The 15,905-nt window shown below is 54.7% G+C and carries 14 protein-coding genes; 9 read left to right on the top strand and 5 right to left on the bottom strand.

Features of this window, described 5'->3' with window-relative positions; translation table 11 throughout:
• Window positions 1-15: 15 nt before the first annotated feature.
• Window positions 16-1,674, bottom strand: a complete 1,659-nt coding sequence (sgrR, locus tag AAE045_RS17085; protein ID WP_455548750.1) for an HTH-type transcriptional regulator SgrR — start codon at window positions 1,672-1,674, stop codon at window positions 16-18.
• Here sgrR and sgrT point away from each other — a divergent pair.
• On the top strand, window positions 1,643-1,933 hold the full coding sequence (gene sgrT, locus AAE045_RS17080) for a glucose uptake inhibitor SgrT (protein ID WP_455548749.1): 291 nt from the start codon (window positions 1,643-1,645) through the stop codon (window positions 1,931-1,933). The genes sgrR and sgrT overlap by 32 nt on opposite strands.
• A gap of 107 nt (window positions 1,934-2,040) precedes the next feature.
• On the top strand, window positions 2,041-3,219 hold the full coding sequence (locus AAE045_RS17075; protein WP_455548748.1) for a sugar efflux transporter: 1,179 nt from the start codon (window positions 2,041-2,043) through the stop codon (window positions 3,217-3,219).
• A 74-nt stretch (window positions 3,220-3,293) separates the two neighbouring features.
• Here the strand turns inward: AAE045_RS17075 and leuD are convergent, their stop codons facing one another.
• The 4 genes from leuD to leuA are packed head-to-tail and all read right to left on the bottom strand — an operon-like array spanning window position 3,294 to window position 7,975.
• The gene (gene leuD / locus AAE045_RS17070; RefSeq protein WP_455548747.1) at window positions 3,294-3,899 is read right to left on the bottom strand and encodes a 3-isopropylmalate dehydratase small subunit; all 606 of its coding nucleotides are present in this window, start codon (window positions 3,897-3,899) and stop codon (window positions 3,294-3,296) included.
• 11 nt (window positions 3,900-3,910) lie between these two features.
• Entirely contained in the window at window positions 3,911-5,311 is a 1,401-nt protein-coding gene (gene leuC / locus AAE045_RS17065; RefSeq protein WP_455548746.1) for a 3-isopropylmalate dehydratase large subunit, read from the bottom strand.
• A gap of 2 nt (window positions 5,312-5,313) precedes the next feature.
• A complete protein-coding gene (leuB, locus tag AAE045_RS17060) occupies window positions 5,314-6,405 on the bottom strand; it encodes a 3-isopropylmalate dehydrogenase (RefSeq protein ID WP_455548745.1) in 1,092 nt (363 codons plus the stop codon).
• Between the two features lies 1 nt (window position 6,406).
• A complete protein-coding gene (gene leuA / locus AAE045_RS17055) occupies window positions 6,407-7,975 on the bottom strand; it encodes a 2-isopropylmalate synthase (RefSeq protein WP_455548744.1) in 1,569 nt (522 codons plus the stop codon).
• Window positions 7,976-8,813: 838 nt separating this feature from the next.
• Here leuA and leuO point away from each other — a divergent pair.
• The 7 genes from leuO to ftsL all read left to right on the top strand — a co-directional run bounded on the left by leuO (window position 8,814) and on the right by ftsL (window position 15,897).
• Window positions 8,814-9,758 (top strand): transcriptional regulator LeuO, encoded by a 945-nt coding sequence (gene leuO / locus AAE045_RS17050; RefSeq protein ID WP_455548743.1) that lies wholly within the window; start codon window positions 8,814-8,816, stop codon window positions 9,756-9,758.
• 408 nt (window positions 9,759-10,166) lie between these two features.
• A complete protein-coding gene (gene ilvI, locus AAE045_RS17045; RefSeq protein ID WP_455548742.1) occupies window positions 10,167-11,891 on the top strand; it encodes an acetolactate synthase 3 large subunit in 1,725 nt (574 codons plus the stop codon).
• Between the two features lies 1 nt (window position 11,892).
• Window positions 11,893-12,384, top strand: a complete 492-nt coding sequence (ilvN, locus tag AAE045_RS17040) for an acetolactate synthase small subunit (RefSeq protein WP_455426920.1) — start codon at window positions 11,893-11,895, stop codon at window positions 12,382-12,384.
• Window positions 12,385-12,559: 175 nt separating this feature from the next.
• A complete protein-coding gene (gene cra / locus AAE045_RS17035) occupies window positions 12,560-13,564 on the top strand; it encodes a catabolite repressor/activator (RefSeq protein ID WP_455548741.1) in 1,005 nt (334 codons plus the stop codon).
• A gap of 570 nt (window positions 13,565-14,134) precedes the next feature.
• Window positions 14,135-14,593 (top strand): division/cell wall cluster transcriptional repressor MraZ, encoded by a 459-nt coding sequence (gene mraZ / locus AAE045_RS17030; RefSeq protein WP_455548740.1) that lies wholly within the window; start codon window positions 14,135-14,137, stop codon window positions 14,591-14,593.
• 3 nt (window positions 14,594-14,596) lie between these two features.
• Window positions 14,597-15,538 carry a 16S rRNA (cytosine(1402)-N(4))-methyltransferase RsmH gene (gene rsmH, locus AAE045_RS17025; RefSeq protein ID WP_455548739.1) on the top strand — a complete coding sequence of 314 codons (942 nt, stop codon included), beginning with the start codon at window positions 14,597-14,599 and terminating at the stop codon, window positions 15,536-15,538.
• Window positions 15,535-15,897 (top strand): cell division protein FtsL, encoded by a 363-nt coding sequence (ftsL, locus tag AAE045_RS17020; RefSeq protein ID WP_455548738.1) that lies wholly within the window; start codon window positions 15,535-15,537, stop codon window positions 15,895-15,897. The genes rsmH and ftsL overlap by 4 nt, the downstream gene beginning before the upstream one ends.
• The last annotated feature ends 8 nt before the right edge of the window (window positions 15,898-15,905 follow it).

Here is a 15,905-nt window from a genome sequence, read left to right as displayed (position 1 = left end):
AATGTTTCGGAAGCGTTAAGGCTCCGGCGGTGCAAACCAGGCGGATTTAAAATCGAACCAGCCCAGGGTGTTCATTTTCACGCCGCGCATGCTGCGCTGGCCTTCAATGCGCAGCCAGTGGTGAATCAGCGGTAAAATATCATTGTTCTCAACGCGCTGCTGACACCACTCCGGCAGCGCCAGCTCGCCGCTGTGCCACTTACGGGTATCGGTTTCCCAGTCGATGCTGATGCATTTCTGAATCAGCGGCACTTCATACAGGTGCGAGAAGAGCGAAAACTCCAGCGGCAGGGTGAAGTTGGCGCTGTTGAGCCAGATATCGCTCTCTACGTCCCCCGCGTGCCACTCTTCGTAATCGACCTCCTGCACCTCAAGATGCACGCCGTGGGCCGCAAGCAGTTTTAACATGATGTTGCTGATGATGCGGTGCTCAACGTGGGCGCGGTAATAGGTCAGCGTGATGGTTTCAAGGCCTGCGGGCTTATCAAGCATCGGCTGCGGGCGGATGTGGTGCCAGCGGGGAAGCAGGCCGTAAGCCGGGAACCAGTACTGCTGGTTTTGCTCCCCCGCGCCGTACAGCAGGTGAATCGGCGCCAGCACGTGGCTCAGCCAGGAGCGCACGCCCTCGTGGCCACAGCGTGATGAGCGGCTGTCGAACAGCAGGTAGTAGCACCCCTCTTCGAGCCTGCTTTCGATGGCTTTCTCGCTGTCCGGCATGCCCTGAAGCTGCACGGCGCAGCTGACCTCTTCGCCTATCTCCGGCAGCACCCAAAAGTTCACTTCATCAATCAGGGCGCGGAAGCCGAAATAGTCGTCATAAGCGTGGATTTTCAGCTGGTTATTATTGTTGCGCACCACGGCGTAGGGCCCGGTGCCGACGGGCTGGCTGGCAAACTTCGGCAGCGTTGCCCATTCACGGGGGAGGATCATGGCGTTGACGCTGCCCAGCAGCCAGGGGAGCCAGCGGTCGGGCTGGGAGAGATGAATATCCAGCGTCCATGCCGTGGGCGTGCTGATTTCGCTGATATGTGCATAAAGGGGAAGGGCGTTAATGCGCTGGAGCGACGCCATGACATCCAGCATATCCAGCTCGCGGCCATGGTGAAAATGGATGCCGGGACGAAGATAAAAGCGCCAGTGTAAAGGGGAGATCTGCTGCCAGTGGTGGGCGATATCCGCCTCCAGTTCCCCGTTTTCCTCATTTATACGCGTCAGGCCGCTGAAAATCTGCCGGGCGATATGCGTCTCCGAGCGGCGCAGCGCCGAGCCGGGCAGCAGGTTTAACAGCGGGCGGTAGTAGAGCACGCGCAGAATGTGCCGGCCCTGGCGGAAGCTGCGCCCGAGGTGGGAGATCAGCATCTGGCGAACAGCGGCTTTATCGCCGACGATCTGCACCAGCTGATCGATGCGATCCTGCTCGAGAAGATCCTCCGCCCGCTGCTGCTGGAGCGCCAGCCCGGTATACAAAAATTCCAGCTGAGAACGCTTTCCACGCCCGGCCTCGGCCTTCCAGCTTAGCCAGCCTTTGTCCTGCATCGCGCTCAGCAAAGTACGCATATGGCGGCGTGAACAGCTGAGCATATCGGCAAGATCGTTAAGCGTAGTCTCTTGCGGCTTACCGTCGCAGCACTGCCACAGGCGGATGAACTGTTGTTGCAGACGAGCAGAGGACATAAAAGGGGAACTCCACGCAAAAAGTCATCAATTTAACTTTCCCTATATTACGTCAATAATCATCAACGATGAAAGCGAGGAGGGGCATATGAAACGGTTATCAGCTGTTGAGTTTTACCGAAGTTACTTTGCCGCAACGCAGCGCGTTGGTTCTGGATGGCTGGCTCGCCTGACAGCAGGGCAACGTCTGAGGATGCTTGAAGACTTAATGCAGTGGGAGGTTACAGCCCCGACGACCGATATCCCCCTTCCTCGCTAATATCGTGTGACTGAGTATTGGTGCTTTTCACCAGCCAGCAGGTTAACTGCTGGCTTTTTTAGTATATAATTTCGCCACTTAACGCACGCATTTCTCAAGGATCCTCAATGATTTGGTTTCTTACCCAGGGACGACGTCTTAACCCAATCTATGCTGCATTTATGGTTGTCGCTTTTATGATGGGGATAGCAGGAGCGCTCCAGGCGCCGACGCTCAGCCTCTTTTTATCCCGTGAAGTAGAAGTCCGCCCGTTCTGGGTAGGGCTGTTTTACACCGTTAACGCCATCGCCGGGATTCTTGTCAGCCTGCTGCTGGCTAAGCGTTCCGACAGCCGGGGCGACAGGCGCAAACTGATTATGGTGTGCTGCGTAATGGCGGTCGCCAACTGCGTGCTTTTCGCCTTTAACCGCCATTATCTGACGCTAATTACCCTCGGCGTGATGTTCGCCTCGATTGCCAATACCGCCATGCCGCAGATTTTTGCTCTGGCGCGGGAATACGCCGACAGCTCGGCGCGTGAAGTCGTGATGTTCAGCTCGGTGATGCGCGCCCAGCTCTCGCTGGCCTGGGTTATCGGCCCGCCGCTCTCTTTTATGCTGGCGCTGAACTACGGTTTCACCACTATGTTCCTGATCGCGGCGGGGATCTTCGTTGTCTCGCTGGCGATTATCTTTTTTGCGCTGCCGAGCGTGGCGCGCATCGAACAGCCTGCGGATGTGGCCCTGACCGAAGTCAGCGGCTGGAAGGATAAAAACGTCCGCCTGCTGTTTATCGCCTCGATGCTGATGTGGACCTGCAACACCATGTATATCATCGACATGCCGCTGTGGGTGAGCAGCGATCTGGGCCTGCCTGAATCGCTGGCAGGGCTACTGATGGGCACGGCGGCTGGGCTGGAGATCCCGGCGATGATCCTGGCTGGTTACTACGTGAAGCGGTTTGGTAAGCGGCGGATGATGGTCATTGCCGTGGCGGCCGGCGTGCTGTTCTACGTTGGGCTGATTATGTTCCACAGCCGCACGGCCCTTATTCTTTTGCAGCTTTTTAACGCGGTGTTTATCGGCATCGTGGCGGGGATTGGTATGCTGTGGTTCCAGGACCTGATGCCCGGGCGGCCAGGGTCTGCGACGACGTTATTTACTAACAGTATCTCAACCGGGGTCATTCTGGCCGGGGTGCTACAGGGCGCTTTGACGGAGAGCTACGGACATTATTCGGTGTACTGGCTGATCGCGGGGCTTTCGGTGGTGGCGCTGGGGCTGACCAGCCGGGTGAAGAATATTTAAACTTTGTGACCTCTCCCTTGAAGGGAGAGGTCACCTGATTTCCTCCCTCTCCCCTTTGGGGAGAGGGGAAAGAATTAGCGCATAAACTCAGGCTGTTTCTGCTCGTAGGTAGAAATCGCGCCCTCGTGCTGCAGCGTCAGGCCGATGCTGTCCAGCCCTTCTAACATGCAGTGGCGGCGGAACGTATCAATGTTAAAGGCATACGTTTTTTCGCCTGCCGTCACGGTCTGAGCTTCCAGGTCGACAACAAATTTAATGCCAGGATTTGCCGCCACCAGCCTGAACATCTCATCCACTTCTTCTTCGCTCAGCGTTACCGGCAGCAGCTGGTTGTTGAACGAGTTGCCGTAGAAGATATCCGCGAAGCTTGGTGCGATAACGACTTTAAAACCGTAGTCGGTCAGCGCCCAGGGCGCGTGCTCACGGGAAGAACCGCAGCCGAAGTTTTCACGCGCCAGCAGGACAGAAGCCCCTTTAAATTCCGGGAAGTTCAGCACGAATTCCGGGTTTGGCTGCTGGCCCGCGTCGTCGAGGAAACGCCAGTCGTTAAACAGATGCGCGCCAAAACCGGTGCGGGTGACCTTCTGCAAAAACTGCTTCGGAATAATTGCGTCGGTATCAACGTTTGCGGCATCCAGCGGAACGACCAGGCCGGTGTGTTGGATAAATTTTTCTGCCATGGTGTTTTCCCTTATTTCAGCGTGCGGATGTCGGCAAAGTGGCCGGATACGGCAGCGGCAGCGGCCATCGCCGGGCTGACCAGATGCGTACGGCCGCCGCGGCCCTGACGGCCTTCGAAGTTGCGGTTGCTGGTGGAGGCGCAGCGTTCGCCCGGTTCCAGACGGTCGTTGTTCATCGCCAGGCACATGGAGCAGCCCGGCAGACGCCATTCAAAACCGGCTTCGATAAAGATCTTATCCAGGCCTTCTTCTTCCGCCTGGGCTTTCACCGGGCCGGAACCTGGGACGACCAGCGCCTGCACGCCTGGTGCAACCTTGCGGCCTTTAGCGATTTCTGCAGCGGCTCGCAAATCTTCGATACGCGAGTTGGTACAGGAGCCGATAAAGACTTTATCGATAGCCACTTCGGTCAGCGGGATACCCGGCTTCAGGCCCATATAGGCCAGCGCTTTCTCGGCGGATGCACGCTCGACCGGATCGGTGAAGGAGTCTGGATTAGGGATGTTTTCGTTGACGGAAATGACCTGGCCCGGGTTGGTTCCCCAGGTAACCTGCGGCGCAATATCGGCGGCGTCCAGGGTGACGACGGTATCGAACTTAGCGCCTTCGTCAGTGGTGAATGTTTTCCACCATGCGACGGCATCGTCCCAGTCTGCCGCTTTCGGCGCGTGCAGACGGCCTTTTACGTAATTAAACGTGGTTTCGTCCGGTGCGACGATACCCGCTTTAGCGCCCATTTCGATTGCCATATTGCACAGCGTCATGCGGCCTTCCATCGACAAAGCCTGAATGGCGCTGCCGCAGAATTCAACCACGTGGCCGGTGCCGCCCGCGCTGCCGGTTTTGCCGATAATCGCCAGCACGATATCTTTTGCGGTGATGCCCGGTGCCGCTTTGCCGGTCACTTCAATCTTCATGGTTTTGGCGCGGCCCTGCTTCAGGGTTTGCGTTGCCAGCACGTGCTCAACTTCTGAAGTGCCGATACCAAACGCCAGCGCGCCAAATGCGCCGTGGGTAGCGGTATGGGAATCGCCGCAGACGATGGTCATGCCCGGCAGGGTAATGCCCTGCTCCGGCCCCATCACGTGGACGATACCCTGGTAGGGATGGTTCAGGTCGTACAGCTCCACGCCGAACTCTTTGCAGTTCTTCATTAATTCCTGCATCTGGATGCGGGCCATTTCGCCGGAGGCGTTAATGTCTTTGGTCTGCGTGGAAACGTTGTGGTCCATGGTCGCGAAGGTTTTACCCGGCTGGCGCACCGGGCGCTTGTGGGCACGCAGGCCGTCAAACGCCTGTGGCGAGGTGACTTCGTGAACCAGATGACGGTCGATGTACAGCAGCGGCGTCTCGTCGACCGCTTCATACACGACGTGCGCGTCGTACAACTTTTGATATAACGTCTTCGCCATGATTATTTCCCCTGTGCCACGAAGCGGGCAATGGTATCGCCCATTTCGTCTGTGCTGATTGCTTTGCCATCGCGTGCTAAGTCGCCGGTACGGAAGCCTTCTTCCAGAGCGAGGTTAACGGCGTTTTCAATGGCCCGTGCTGCTTCTTCAGCGTCCAGGCTATAGCGCAGTAACAGAGCCAGAGAGAGGATCTGCGCAATAGGGTTTGCGATATTTTTCCCTGCGATGTCTGGCGCAGAGCCGCCCGCAGGTTCGTACAGGCCGAAGCCCTGTTCGTTCAGGCTGGCGGAAGGCAGCATGCCCATTGAGCCGGTGATCATCGCGCATTCGTCCGACAGGATGTCGCCGAACAGGTTGGAGCACAGCAGCACGTCGAACTGCGACGGGTCTTTAATCAGCTGCATGGTAGCGTTGTCTATATACATGTGCGACAGCTCTACGTCCGGGTATTCACTGGCGATTTCGTTAACGATTTCGCGCCACATAACGGAGGTTTGCAGCACGTTCGCTTTATCAATTGAGGTCACTTTATTGCGGCGTTTGCGGGCGGACTCAAAGGCGATGCGGGCAATACGCTCGATTTCGAAACGGTGGTACACCTCGGTATCAAAGGCCTTCTCGTGCATACCTGAGCCTTCGCGGCCTTTTGGCTGACCGAAGTAGATCCCGCCGGTTAACTCACGGACGCACAGAATATCGAAGCCGTTAGCGGCGATGTCGGCACGCAGCGGGCAGAACTCTTCCAGGCCCTGATACAGGCGGGCAGGGCGCAGGTTGCTGAACAGTTTGAAGTGTTTACGCAGCGGTAACAGCGCGCCGCGCTCTGGCTGCTGGGTCGGTGGCAAATGCTCCCACTTCGGCCCGCCAACGGAGCCAAACAGGATGGCATCAGCCTGCTCGCAGCCTTCAACGGTGACCGGCGGCAACGGGTTGCCGTGACGGTCGATGGCGATACCGCCAACGTCATAGGAGCTGGTGGTAATACGCATATCAAAGCGCGTACGAACGGCTTCCAGCACCTTCAGCGCCTGTGCCATAACTTCCGGGCCAATGCCGTCGCCCGGCAAGACTGCTATATGATGAGATTTTGACATGTCACACGGTTTCCTGAGTTTCTTTATTATTGGCTTTGCGCTGCAATTCTTTTTCGACTTCACCTGCGCGCCAGATGTTGTTCAGCACGTTGATCATCGCTTTCGCTGAGGACTCAACGATATCCGTCGCCAGACCTACGCCGTGGAAGCGGCGGCCTTTATGCGTCACCACGATATCCACCTGGCCCAGCGCATTCTTGCCCTGGCCTTTTGCCGACAGCTGGTATTTCACCAGCTCAACGTCGTAATTGGTGATGCGGTTAATTGCCTGATAGACGGCGTCTACCGGTCCGTTGCCGGTAGCGGCTTCGGATTGCTTCTCTTCGCCACAGTTCAGCTGCACGGACGCCGTGGAGATGACGCTTGAGCCGGACTGCACGTTGAAATATTCCAGGCTGAAATGCTCTGGCTCTTCCTGCTGTTTGCCGATGAATGCCAGCGCTTCCAGATCGTAATCGAAGACCTGGCCCTTTTTGTCGGCCAGCTTCAGGAAGGCGTCGTACAGGGAATCCATGTTGTAGTCGGTTTCTTTGTAGCCCATCTCGTCCATGCGGTGTTTAACCGCCGCGCGGCCGGAGCGGGAGGTCAGGTTCAGCTGTACCTGATTAAGGCCGATGGATTCCGGGGTCATGATTTCGTAGTTTTCGCGGTTTTTCAGCACGCCGTCCTGGTGAATACCGGAGGAGTGGGCAAATGCGCCGGTGCCGACAATCGCTTTGTTTGCCGGAACCGGCATGTTGCAGATCTGGCTGACCATCTGGCTGGTGCGCCAGATTTCATGGTGATTGATGTTGGTGTGCAGGTTCATGATGTCCTTGCGCACCTTGATCGCCATGATCACTTCTTCCAGCGAGCAGTTCCCCGCACGTTCACCGATGCCGTTCATCGCGCCCTCAACCTGACGCGCACCCGCATGGACGGCGGCCATGGCGTTGCCTACGGCCAGCCCCAGGTCATCGTGGGTGTGTACGGAAATAATCGCTTTATCAATGTTCGGCACGCGCTCATACAGGCCGCTGATGATGTTGGCGAACTCAAACGGCATGGTGTAGCCGACGGTGTCCGGGATGTTAATGGTGGTGGCGCCTGCTTTAATGGCGGCCTCTACGACGCGAGCTAAATCGGCGATGGGGGTACGGCCCGCGTCTTCGCAGGAGAACTCAACATCGTCGGTGTAATTACGGGCGCGCTTAATCATGTAGATCGAGCGCTCAATCACTTCGTCCAGCGTGCTGCGCAGCTTGGTGGCGATGTGCATTGGCGAGGTGGCAATAAAAGTGTGAATTCGGAAGGCTTCGGCGACTTTCAGGGATTCAGCTGCCACATCAATGTCTTTCTCAACGCAGCGGGCCAGACCGCAGACGCGGCTGTTTTTGATATTGCGGGCAATGGTCTGCACGGATTCGAAATCGCCAGGGGAGGAGACCGGGAAGCCCACTTCCATCACATCCACGCCCATACGCTCCAGCGCCATCGCAATCTGCAGCTTCTCTTTCACACTCAGGCTTGCCTGTAATGCCTGCTCACCATCACGCAAAGTTGTATCGAAAATAATGACTTGTTGGCTCATGTTAGGGTCCTTTTTATTGTCCTGGGGCCGTTACTGCGAGCATAAAAAAACCCGCGCAGCGGCGCGGGTTTTTTCAGTCTGATGGCTTGAATCAACGCTTGATGTCGCCCACCAGTCTACCGCGCAAGTAAGATGCGTTTAGTAGTAGAACTAGTAGGCGATGGGAGCGAATCATGTTTCAGGCCTCAAGTGTTTTTGTGTTGTATTCATTGGTACTTGATCTGCTTTGTACTGTCAACCTTTGAGAAGCAACATGAAGAATTTGCACGTGCTGGCGAGAGAAGGGCATTAAGCGAATTGTGCTAAAAAACGCAAAAATCTGAAAATATACTAAAGGTACGCAGAAGGCCTTGTAAGAGCGGGCTGTAACACAATGACATTTGATGATATATATTTGTTTCAAATCTGACCGGACAACCATAATCTATCCTTTTGATTTGTGTGAATTAATATATTATTTATATGATTGATTCCGCTTTTTAAGAACTTTTAATCTTTTTTTGACCAAAAATGCCCTTGTTGACAGGGGAACATTTTATTGGCGCTTAACATATTATTCACCACATCAATTATTGTGTGTTGTGCGCTTTTATGTTGTGATTCTCAAGATTCGTAAGATAGGTTGATGAACGCACAAGTTGCTCCGGTAAAAGTGAGATATTTGTTGTGCTTATAATTCCTGAAACAGGGCTTCTCGAATAATTAAACTTCCTGAATTTAATTAATTCGGTCTGGCCTTTTGGGTTTTGCAGTCAGCATATTTTGCCCGGAAATGATAAATGGAATTACCTACAGCCTTGTCTGTAAAGAGGGAACTGTCCTATCAAATGGAGTAAATATGTCAGATAATAATCTCGATCTGCCGCTGACGGCAGACATCGCTAAACCTCAGCTACGCACAGTAGATCTAAATTTACTGACGGTGTTTGATGCGGTTATGCAGGTGCAAAACATCACCAAAGCAGCTCAGCTGCTTGGCATGTCGCAGCCTGCGGTCAGTAACGCCGTCGCTCGCTTAAAAATTATGTTCAACGACGAGCTGTTCGTACGCTATGGTCGTGGTATTCAGCCTACCGCCAGAGCGTTCCAGCTCTTCGGCTCAATACGCCAGGCGCTGCAGCTGGTACAAAATGAATTACCCGGCACCGAGTTTGAGCCTTCTGATAGCGAAAGAATTTTTCATCTCTGCGTCAGCAGCCCGCTGGATAATTTATTGACGTCGGTGATCTTTAATAACATCCGCAACCTTGCGCCCAATATTCAGCTGTTATTTAAGTCCTGCTTAAATAAAGATATTGAACATCAGCTGCGCTACCAGGAAACCGAGTTTGTCATCAGCTACGATGAGTTCCGCCGCCCGGAATTTACCTGCGTGCCGTTATTCAAAGATGAGATGGTTCTGGTGGCGAGTAAAAAACACCCCCGTCTGTTAGCGCCGCTGACGGAAGCGGATGTTTATAATGAACAGCATGCGGTGGTGGCGCTTGACCGTTTTGCCTCCTTTAGCGCGCTCTGGTATCACAATCCACAAACCCAGGCCTGTATTTCCTATCAGGGCATGGCTATGACCAGCGTGTTAAACGTTGTTTCACAGACGCAGCTGGTGGCCATTGCGCCACGCTGGCTGGCAGAGGAATTTTCCGAGAGTTTGCACCTGAACTTATTCCCCCTGCCGCTCGAAGAAAATACGCGAACCTGTTATCTCTCGTGGCATGAAGCCGCCGGCAGGGATAAAGGTCACCAGTGGATGGCTGAATTACTGACGTCAATCTGCGGAAAATAAGCGTTAAGTTAAAAATCAGCAAAACCGGTTAGGACAACTATCCGGTTTTTCTTTTTATGGGCTTAAAACTGGTATTTTATGCTGTTTCGTTTTTTTCTCCTGATGGCTGATTACAATCCCTGCCGTAAGAATTAGATATCTCCTGTCATTTTGTCCTTTTAAAACATAATCACTCATCATCTTTCCCTATGCTTAGCGCTAAACGCTGCCTGCGCGATATTTTGTAGCAAATAAGTAAAAAATGGCCGCTGGCGGGCCTTTGCGGGGAGATTGCGTGCCTGATTTTCAACGGTTATGTTAGGTGGCATTCGCAGAATAAAAAAGTCAGGCAGGCGCAGAGAACCTGCCTCAACGACCGGGCGGGAAAGCTTTCCGCTGGCGGTCAAAACGTAAGCCTGGAGGCAAACCATGGAGATGTTGTCAGGAGCCGAGATGGTCGTCCGATCGCTTATCGATCAGGGCGTTAAACATGTATTCGGCTATCCCGGGGGCGCGGTACTCGATATTTACGACGCGCTCCACACCATTGGTGGTATTGAGCATGTGCTGGTGCGCCATGAGCAGGCGGCGGTGCATATGGCCGATGGTCTGGCCCGCGCGACGGGAGAGGTCGGGGTAGTGCTGGTGACTTCCGGTCCCGGAGCGACAAATGCCATTACCGGTATTGCCACGGCTTATATGGACTCTATACCCCTGGTCATCCTCTCCGGACAGGTGGCAACTTCCCTGATTGGCTACGATGCCTTCCAGGAGTGCGACATGGTGGGGATTTCCCGACCGGTGGTGAAACACAGTTTCCTGGTTAAGCAGGCTGAAGATATTCCGGCCGTGATTAAAAAAGCGTTCTGGCTGGCGGCAAGCGGCCGTCCGGGACCGGTGGTGGTAGACCTGCCAAAAGATATCATGAGCCCGGCGAATAAATTCCCGTATAGCTACCCTGATACGGTCAGCATGCGCTCCTATAATCCAACGACTCAGGGCCATAAAGGGCAGATCAAGCGCGCGCTGCAAACCTTGCTGACGGCGAAAAAGCCCGTGATGTATGTGGGTGGCGGTGCCATTACCTCTGCATGTCATGCCGAGCTGCGCGAGCTGGCTGAAAAGCTCAATATCCCGGTTGTTTCATCTCTTATGGGGCTGGGGGCGTTTCCAGGAACGCATCGCCAGGCGCTGGGCATGCTGGGGATGCACGGCACCTATGAAGCCAACATGGTGATGCACAACTCCGATGTCATCTTCGGCGTTGGCGTGCGCTTTGACGACCGCACCACCAACAACCTGGCAAAATACTGTCCGAATGCCACCGTGCTGCACATCGATATAGACCCGACTTCTATTTCTAAGACGGTTGGCGCCGATATCCCTATCGTTGGGGATGCCCGTCAGGTGCTGCAACAAATGCTTGAGCTGCTGTCCCAGGAAGAGACGGTGCAATCCTGCGATGATATTCGCGACTGGTGGCAGAGCATCGAAAACTGGCGCGCAAAACAGTGCCTCGAGTTCGACCGTGAAAGCGGAAAAATCAAGCCGCAGGCGGTTATCGAAACGATCTATAAGCTGACTAACGGCGAGGCCTATGTTACCTCGGACGTTGGCCAGCATCAGATGTTCGCCGCCCTCTATTACACCTTTGATGAACCCCGTCGTTGGATCAACTCCGGTGGCCTTGGCACTATGGGCTTCGGCCTGCCGGCGGCGCTGGGCGTGAAGATGGCCCTGCCGGATGAAATGGTTGTCTGTGTCACCGGAGATGGCAGCATCCAGATGAACATTCAGGAGCTGTCCACCGCGCTACAGTACGGGCTGCCGGTATTAGTGCTGAATCTCAATAACCGCTTCCTGGGAATGGTGAAACAGTGGCAGGACATGATCTATTCAGGTCGCCACTCGCAGTCCTATATGGAATCCCTGCCTGATTTCGTGCGCATTGCCGAAGCCTACGGGCATGTGGGGATCAGCATCACCCAGCCTGAAGAGCTGGAAAGCAAGCTGGCAGAAGCGCTTGAGGCAGTTAAAAACCAGCGTCTGGTGTTTGTGGACGTAATGGTGGACGGCACCGAGCACGTTTACCCGATGCAGATCCGCGGCGGGGGAATGGGTGAAATGTGGCTAAGCAAAACGGAGAGAACCTGATATGCGCCGGATACTGTCTGTCTTACTGGAAAACGAATCCGGGGCGCTGTCGCGCGTGATCGGCCTGTTCTCCCAGCGTGGCTATAACATTGAAAGCCTGACCGTCGCGCCTACCGACGACCCAACCTTGTCGCGCATGACGATCCAGACCGTCGGCGATGAAAAAGTGCTGGAGCAAATCGAGAAGCAGCTGCACAAGCTGGTGGACGTGCTGCGCGTCAGCGAGCTGGGGCAGGGGGCCCACGTCGAGCGTGAGATCATGCTCGTTAAGGTCCAGGCCAGCGGCTACGGGCGTGAAGAGGTGAAACGCAGCGCAGAAATCTTCCGCGGGCAGATCATCGACGTGACGCCAACGCTTTATACGGTTCAGCTGGCGGGCACCAGCGATAAGCTCGATGCATTCCTCAATACAATCCGTGAAGTAGCGAAAATTGTTGAGGTGGCGCGTTCCGGCATCGTGGGCGTATCCCGCGGCGACAGGATCATGCGCTAGCTATAAATGTGATCTGATTCACACGCCCGGTATTCACTACCGGGCTTTTTTTTGGAATCCATTCAACAACTGCCCGCAAAAGCAGTTGCTGGAGTTAATATTCTGCGCTTAGATGTCAACGTTGTAACCATGACCAGGGTATGGTTATGGATAACTTAATGATTAAGGGGCTTCTGTGAAATTGGATGAAATCGCGCGCCTGGCTGGAGTTTCGCGCACCACGGCGAGCTACGTCATCAACGGTAAAGCAAAGCAGTATCGTGTCAGTGACAAGACCGTTGAGAAAGTCATGGCGGTTGTACGCGAACATAACTACCACCCTAACGCGGTGGCGGCGGGTCTGCGGGCTGGGCGCACGCGCTCTATAGGCCTCGTTATCCCGGATCTGGAAAACACCAGTTATACCCGAATCGCCAATTATCTGGAGCGGCAGGCGCGTCAGCGCGGCTACCAGCTGCTGATCGCCTGTTCTGAGGATCAGCCAGATAACGAGATGCGCTGCATCGAACATCTTCTGCAGCGCCAGGTAGATGCCATCATCGTTTCAACCTCGTTGCCCCCGGAGCATCCTTTTTACCAGCGCTGGGCTAACGATCCTTTCCCTATCATCGCGCTGGACCGCGCGCTGGATCGTGAACACTTCACGAGCGTGGTAGGCGCGGACCAGGACGATGCGGAAATGCTGGCCGAAGAGCTACGCAAATTTCCGGCCGACACCGTACTCTATCTGGGTGCGCTGCCGGAGCTATCCGTAAGCTACCTGCGCGAGCAGGGCTTCCGTACGGCTTGGAAGGATGATCCCCGCGAAGTTCATTTCCTGTACGCCAATAGCTACGAGCGTGAAGCCGCAGCCCAGCTGTTTGAAAAATGGCTGGAGACGCATCCGATGCCGCAGGCGCTGTTCACCACTTCGTTTGCTCTGCTGCAGGGTGTAATGGATGTGACGCTACGCCGTGAAGGTCGCCTGCCGTCTGAGCTTGCTATAGCCACCTTTGGCGATCATGAACTGCTGGATTTCCTGCAGTGTCCGGTGCTGGCTGTTGCTCAGCGTCATCGGGACGTTGCGGAACGCGTGCTGGAGCTGGTGCTTGCCAGCCTGGACGAGCCGCGCAAGCCGAAGGCCGGGCTGACGCGCATTCGTCGTAATTTGTATCGTCGTGGCAGTCTAAGCCGTCACTGAGGCGAATAAGTTGAAGGCAGTTTTCGCTGCCTTTTTAATTAAGATTTTTCTCCTGTAATTTCCCCTAATATTTCAGGTAATTAATTTTGTCGGCATTAATGTAAAGAAAGTCACGCCAAAAAGTAATAATTAGCCGTTCTGTATTGTTTTGTTACATACCAGCCGTAAAAAAGTGCCGGATAAATAAACAATAAATTCTTAACTCGTCTTAAACCCGCTGCTGCACTGCCTTCCGCCCGTATCTGCCGCTGTTATCCTGCGGGGAAATGCCTTAAAATGCCGACCGCGTCGCAAGCTGAGTACCTGGTGTTTTTGTTATCGGGTTTTCAGTCTATTTAACGAACAACGTGTTTATTCGTCTCTTTTCTTTCAAATATTCATAACGTTAATTTGTGCCTCGCTGATCCAATGCTTTTCACGCCAGCCATTTTTCAATCGCTTAGGTGAGGAAATTTATTTCCCGCAGCGGCGAGGCTTGCTTGACAAGGTTTTCCTCCGCTCCGTAAACTCCTTTGGGTGGGAATTTGTGGGGTAAAGTGGTGGAAAGGGTCAACATAGGGTGAGGCTGGCATGTTCCGTGGGGCAACATTAGTCAATCTCGACAGCAAGGGGCGGCTCGCCGTACCTACCCGTTATCGGGAAAAGCTGATCGAAACCTCAGAAGGTCAGATGGTTTGCACCATCGACATCCATCACCCCTGCCTGCTGCTCTACACCCTCCCCGAGTGGGAAATTATTGAACAAAAGCTAGCCCGTTTGTCGAGCATGAACCCCGCAGAGCGCCGCGTTCAGCGTCTGTTACTGGGGCATGCCAGTGAATGTCAGATGGATAGTGCCGGGCGATTACTGTTGGCGCCTGTTTTACGCCAGCACGCCGGGCTGACCAAAGAAGTCATGCTGGTCGGGCAGTTCAATAAGTTTGAACTGTGGGATGAAGCGACCTGGCATCTACAAGTTAAGGAAGACATCGACGCTGAGCAGGCCACGACGACAGAGCTGTCGGACCGTCTGCAGGACTTGTCACTATAAGTAATGATGGAAAATTTTAAACATACTACGGTGCTGCTTGATGAGGCCGTCAACGGCCTTAATATTCGTCACGATGGCATCTACATTGATGGCACGTTTGGTCGCGGTGGCCACTCACGACTGATTCTCTCCCAGCTGGGAGCAGAAGGACGCCTGCTGGCTATCGACCGCGATCCGCAGGCCATTGCCGCCGCCGAAGCCATTGATGACCCTCGTTTCTCCATCATTCACGGCCCTTTCTCCGAGCTTGCGCAGTACGTTAGCGAGCGCGGGCTTACCGGTAAAATCGACGGTATTCTTCTCGACCTTGGCGTTTCCTCCCCGCAGCTTGATGACGCAGAGCGCGGCTTTTCGTTTATGCGCGACGGCCCGCTGGATATGCGTATGGACCCCACCCGTGGCCAGTCCGCTGCGCAGTGGTTGTTGACCGCTGACGAAGCCGACATCGCCTGGGTGATTAAAACCTTCGGCGAAGAGAAGTTCGGTAAACGCATTGCACGCGCCATCATCGAACGCAATCGCGAAGAGCCAATGACGCGAACCAAAGAGCTGGCAGCGGTTGTGGCGGCTGCCATGCCGGTCAAAGATAAATTTAAACACCCGGCGACGCGCACGTTCCAGGCGATCCGCATCTGGATTAACAGCGAGCTTGAAGAAATCGAAAAGGCGCTGAAAGGCTCCATCGAAGCCCTGTCTCCGGGCGGCCGTCTGTCGATCATCAGCTTCCACTCGCTTGAAGACCGCATCGTTAAACGCTTTATGCGTGAGAACAGCCGTGGTCCACAGGTACCGGCTGGTTTACCGATGACGGAAGCACAGCTGAACAAACTTGGCGGCCGCTATCTGAAATCCCTCGGCAAGATGATGCCGGGTGAAGCGGAAGTGGCGGAAAACGTACGCGCCCGTAGTTCGGTGCTGCGTATCGCTGAGAGGACTACCGCATGATCAACAGAGTGTCAGAAGCCCTGGGGAAGGTGACCCAGCTTGGCAGCAACGAGCGTCACGCGCTGCCAACGGTAATTGGCGGCGACCTGTTCCGCCACGGCAAACTGCCACTCTGCCTGTTCATCGCCATTATTTTTACCGCGATTTCCGTGGTAACAACCGCGCACCACACCCGTCTGCTCACCGCTCAGCGTGAACAAATGGTGGTGGAGCGTGACGCGCTGGATATTGAGTGGCGCAACCTGATTCTGGAAGAAAACGCGCTCGGCGATCACAGCCGGGTAGAACGGATCGCGACGGAAAAGCTGCAGCTGCAGCATGTCGATCCTTCGCAGGAAAACATCGTAGTTCAGCAATAAGGATTAGC

This window comes from Dryocola clanedunensis (genome assembly GCF_038405435.1).
Lineage (GTDB): Bacteria > Pseudomonadota > Gammaproteobacteria > Enterobacterales > Enterobacteriaceae > Dryocola > Dryocola clanedunensis_A.
The sequence above is the reverse complement of the archived record's forward strand: the minus strand, read 5'-3'. Positions and strand labels throughout refer to the sequence as shown.

Excerpts from the sequence above, each read along its gene's own strand:
- sgrT (WP_455548749.1), top strand. The coding sequence starts at position 1,643 with ATGAACTGTTGTTGCAGACGAGCAGAGGACATAAAAGGGGAACTCCAC.
- sgrR (WP_455548750.1), bottom strand. The coding sequence starts at position 1,674 with ATGTCCTCTGCTCGTCTGCAACAACAGTTCATCCGCCTGTGGCAGTGC.
- AAE045_RS17075 (WP_455548748.1), top strand. The coding sequence starts at position 2,041 with ATGATTTGGTTTCTTACCCAGGGACGACGTCTTAACCCAATCTATGCT.
- leuD (WP_455548747.1), bottom strand. The coding sequence starts at position 3,899 with ATGGCAGAAAAATTTATCCAACACACCGGCCTGGTCGTTCCGCTGGAT.
- leuC (WP_455548746.1), bottom strand. The coding sequence starts at position 5,311 with ATGGCGAAGACGTTATATCAAAAGTTGTACGACGCGCACGTCGTGTAT.
- leuB (WP_455548745.1), bottom strand. The coding sequence starts at position 6,405 with ATGTCAAAATCTCATCATATAGCAGTCTTGCCGGGCGACGGCATTGGC.
- leuA (WP_455548744.1), bottom strand. The coding sequence starts at position 7,975 with ATGAGCCAACAAGTCATTATTTTCGATACAACTTTGCGTGATGGTGAG.
- leuO (WP_455548743.1), top strand. The coding sequence starts at position 8,814 with ATGTCAGATAATAATCTCGATCTGCCGCTGACGGCAGACATCGCTAAA.
- ilvI (WP_455548742.1), top strand. The coding sequence starts at position 10,167 with ATGGAGATGTTGTCAGGAGCCGAGATGGTCGTCCGATCGCTTATCGAT.
- ilvN (WP_455426920.1), top strand. The coding sequence starts at position 11,893 with ATGCGCCGGATACTGTCTGTCTTACTGGAAAACGAATCCGGGGCGCTG.
- mraZ (WP_455548740.1), top strand. The coding sequence starts at position 14,135 with ATGTTCCGTGGGGCAACATTAGTCAATCTCGACAGCAAGGGGCGGCTC.
- rsmH (WP_455548739.1), top strand. The coding sequence starts at position 14,597 with ATGATGGAAAATTTTAAACATACTACGGTGCTGCTTGATGAGGCCGTC.
- ftsL (WP_455548738.1), top strand. The coding sequence starts at position 15,535 with ATGATCAACAGAGTGTCAGAAGCCCTGGGGAAGGTGACCCAGCTTGGC.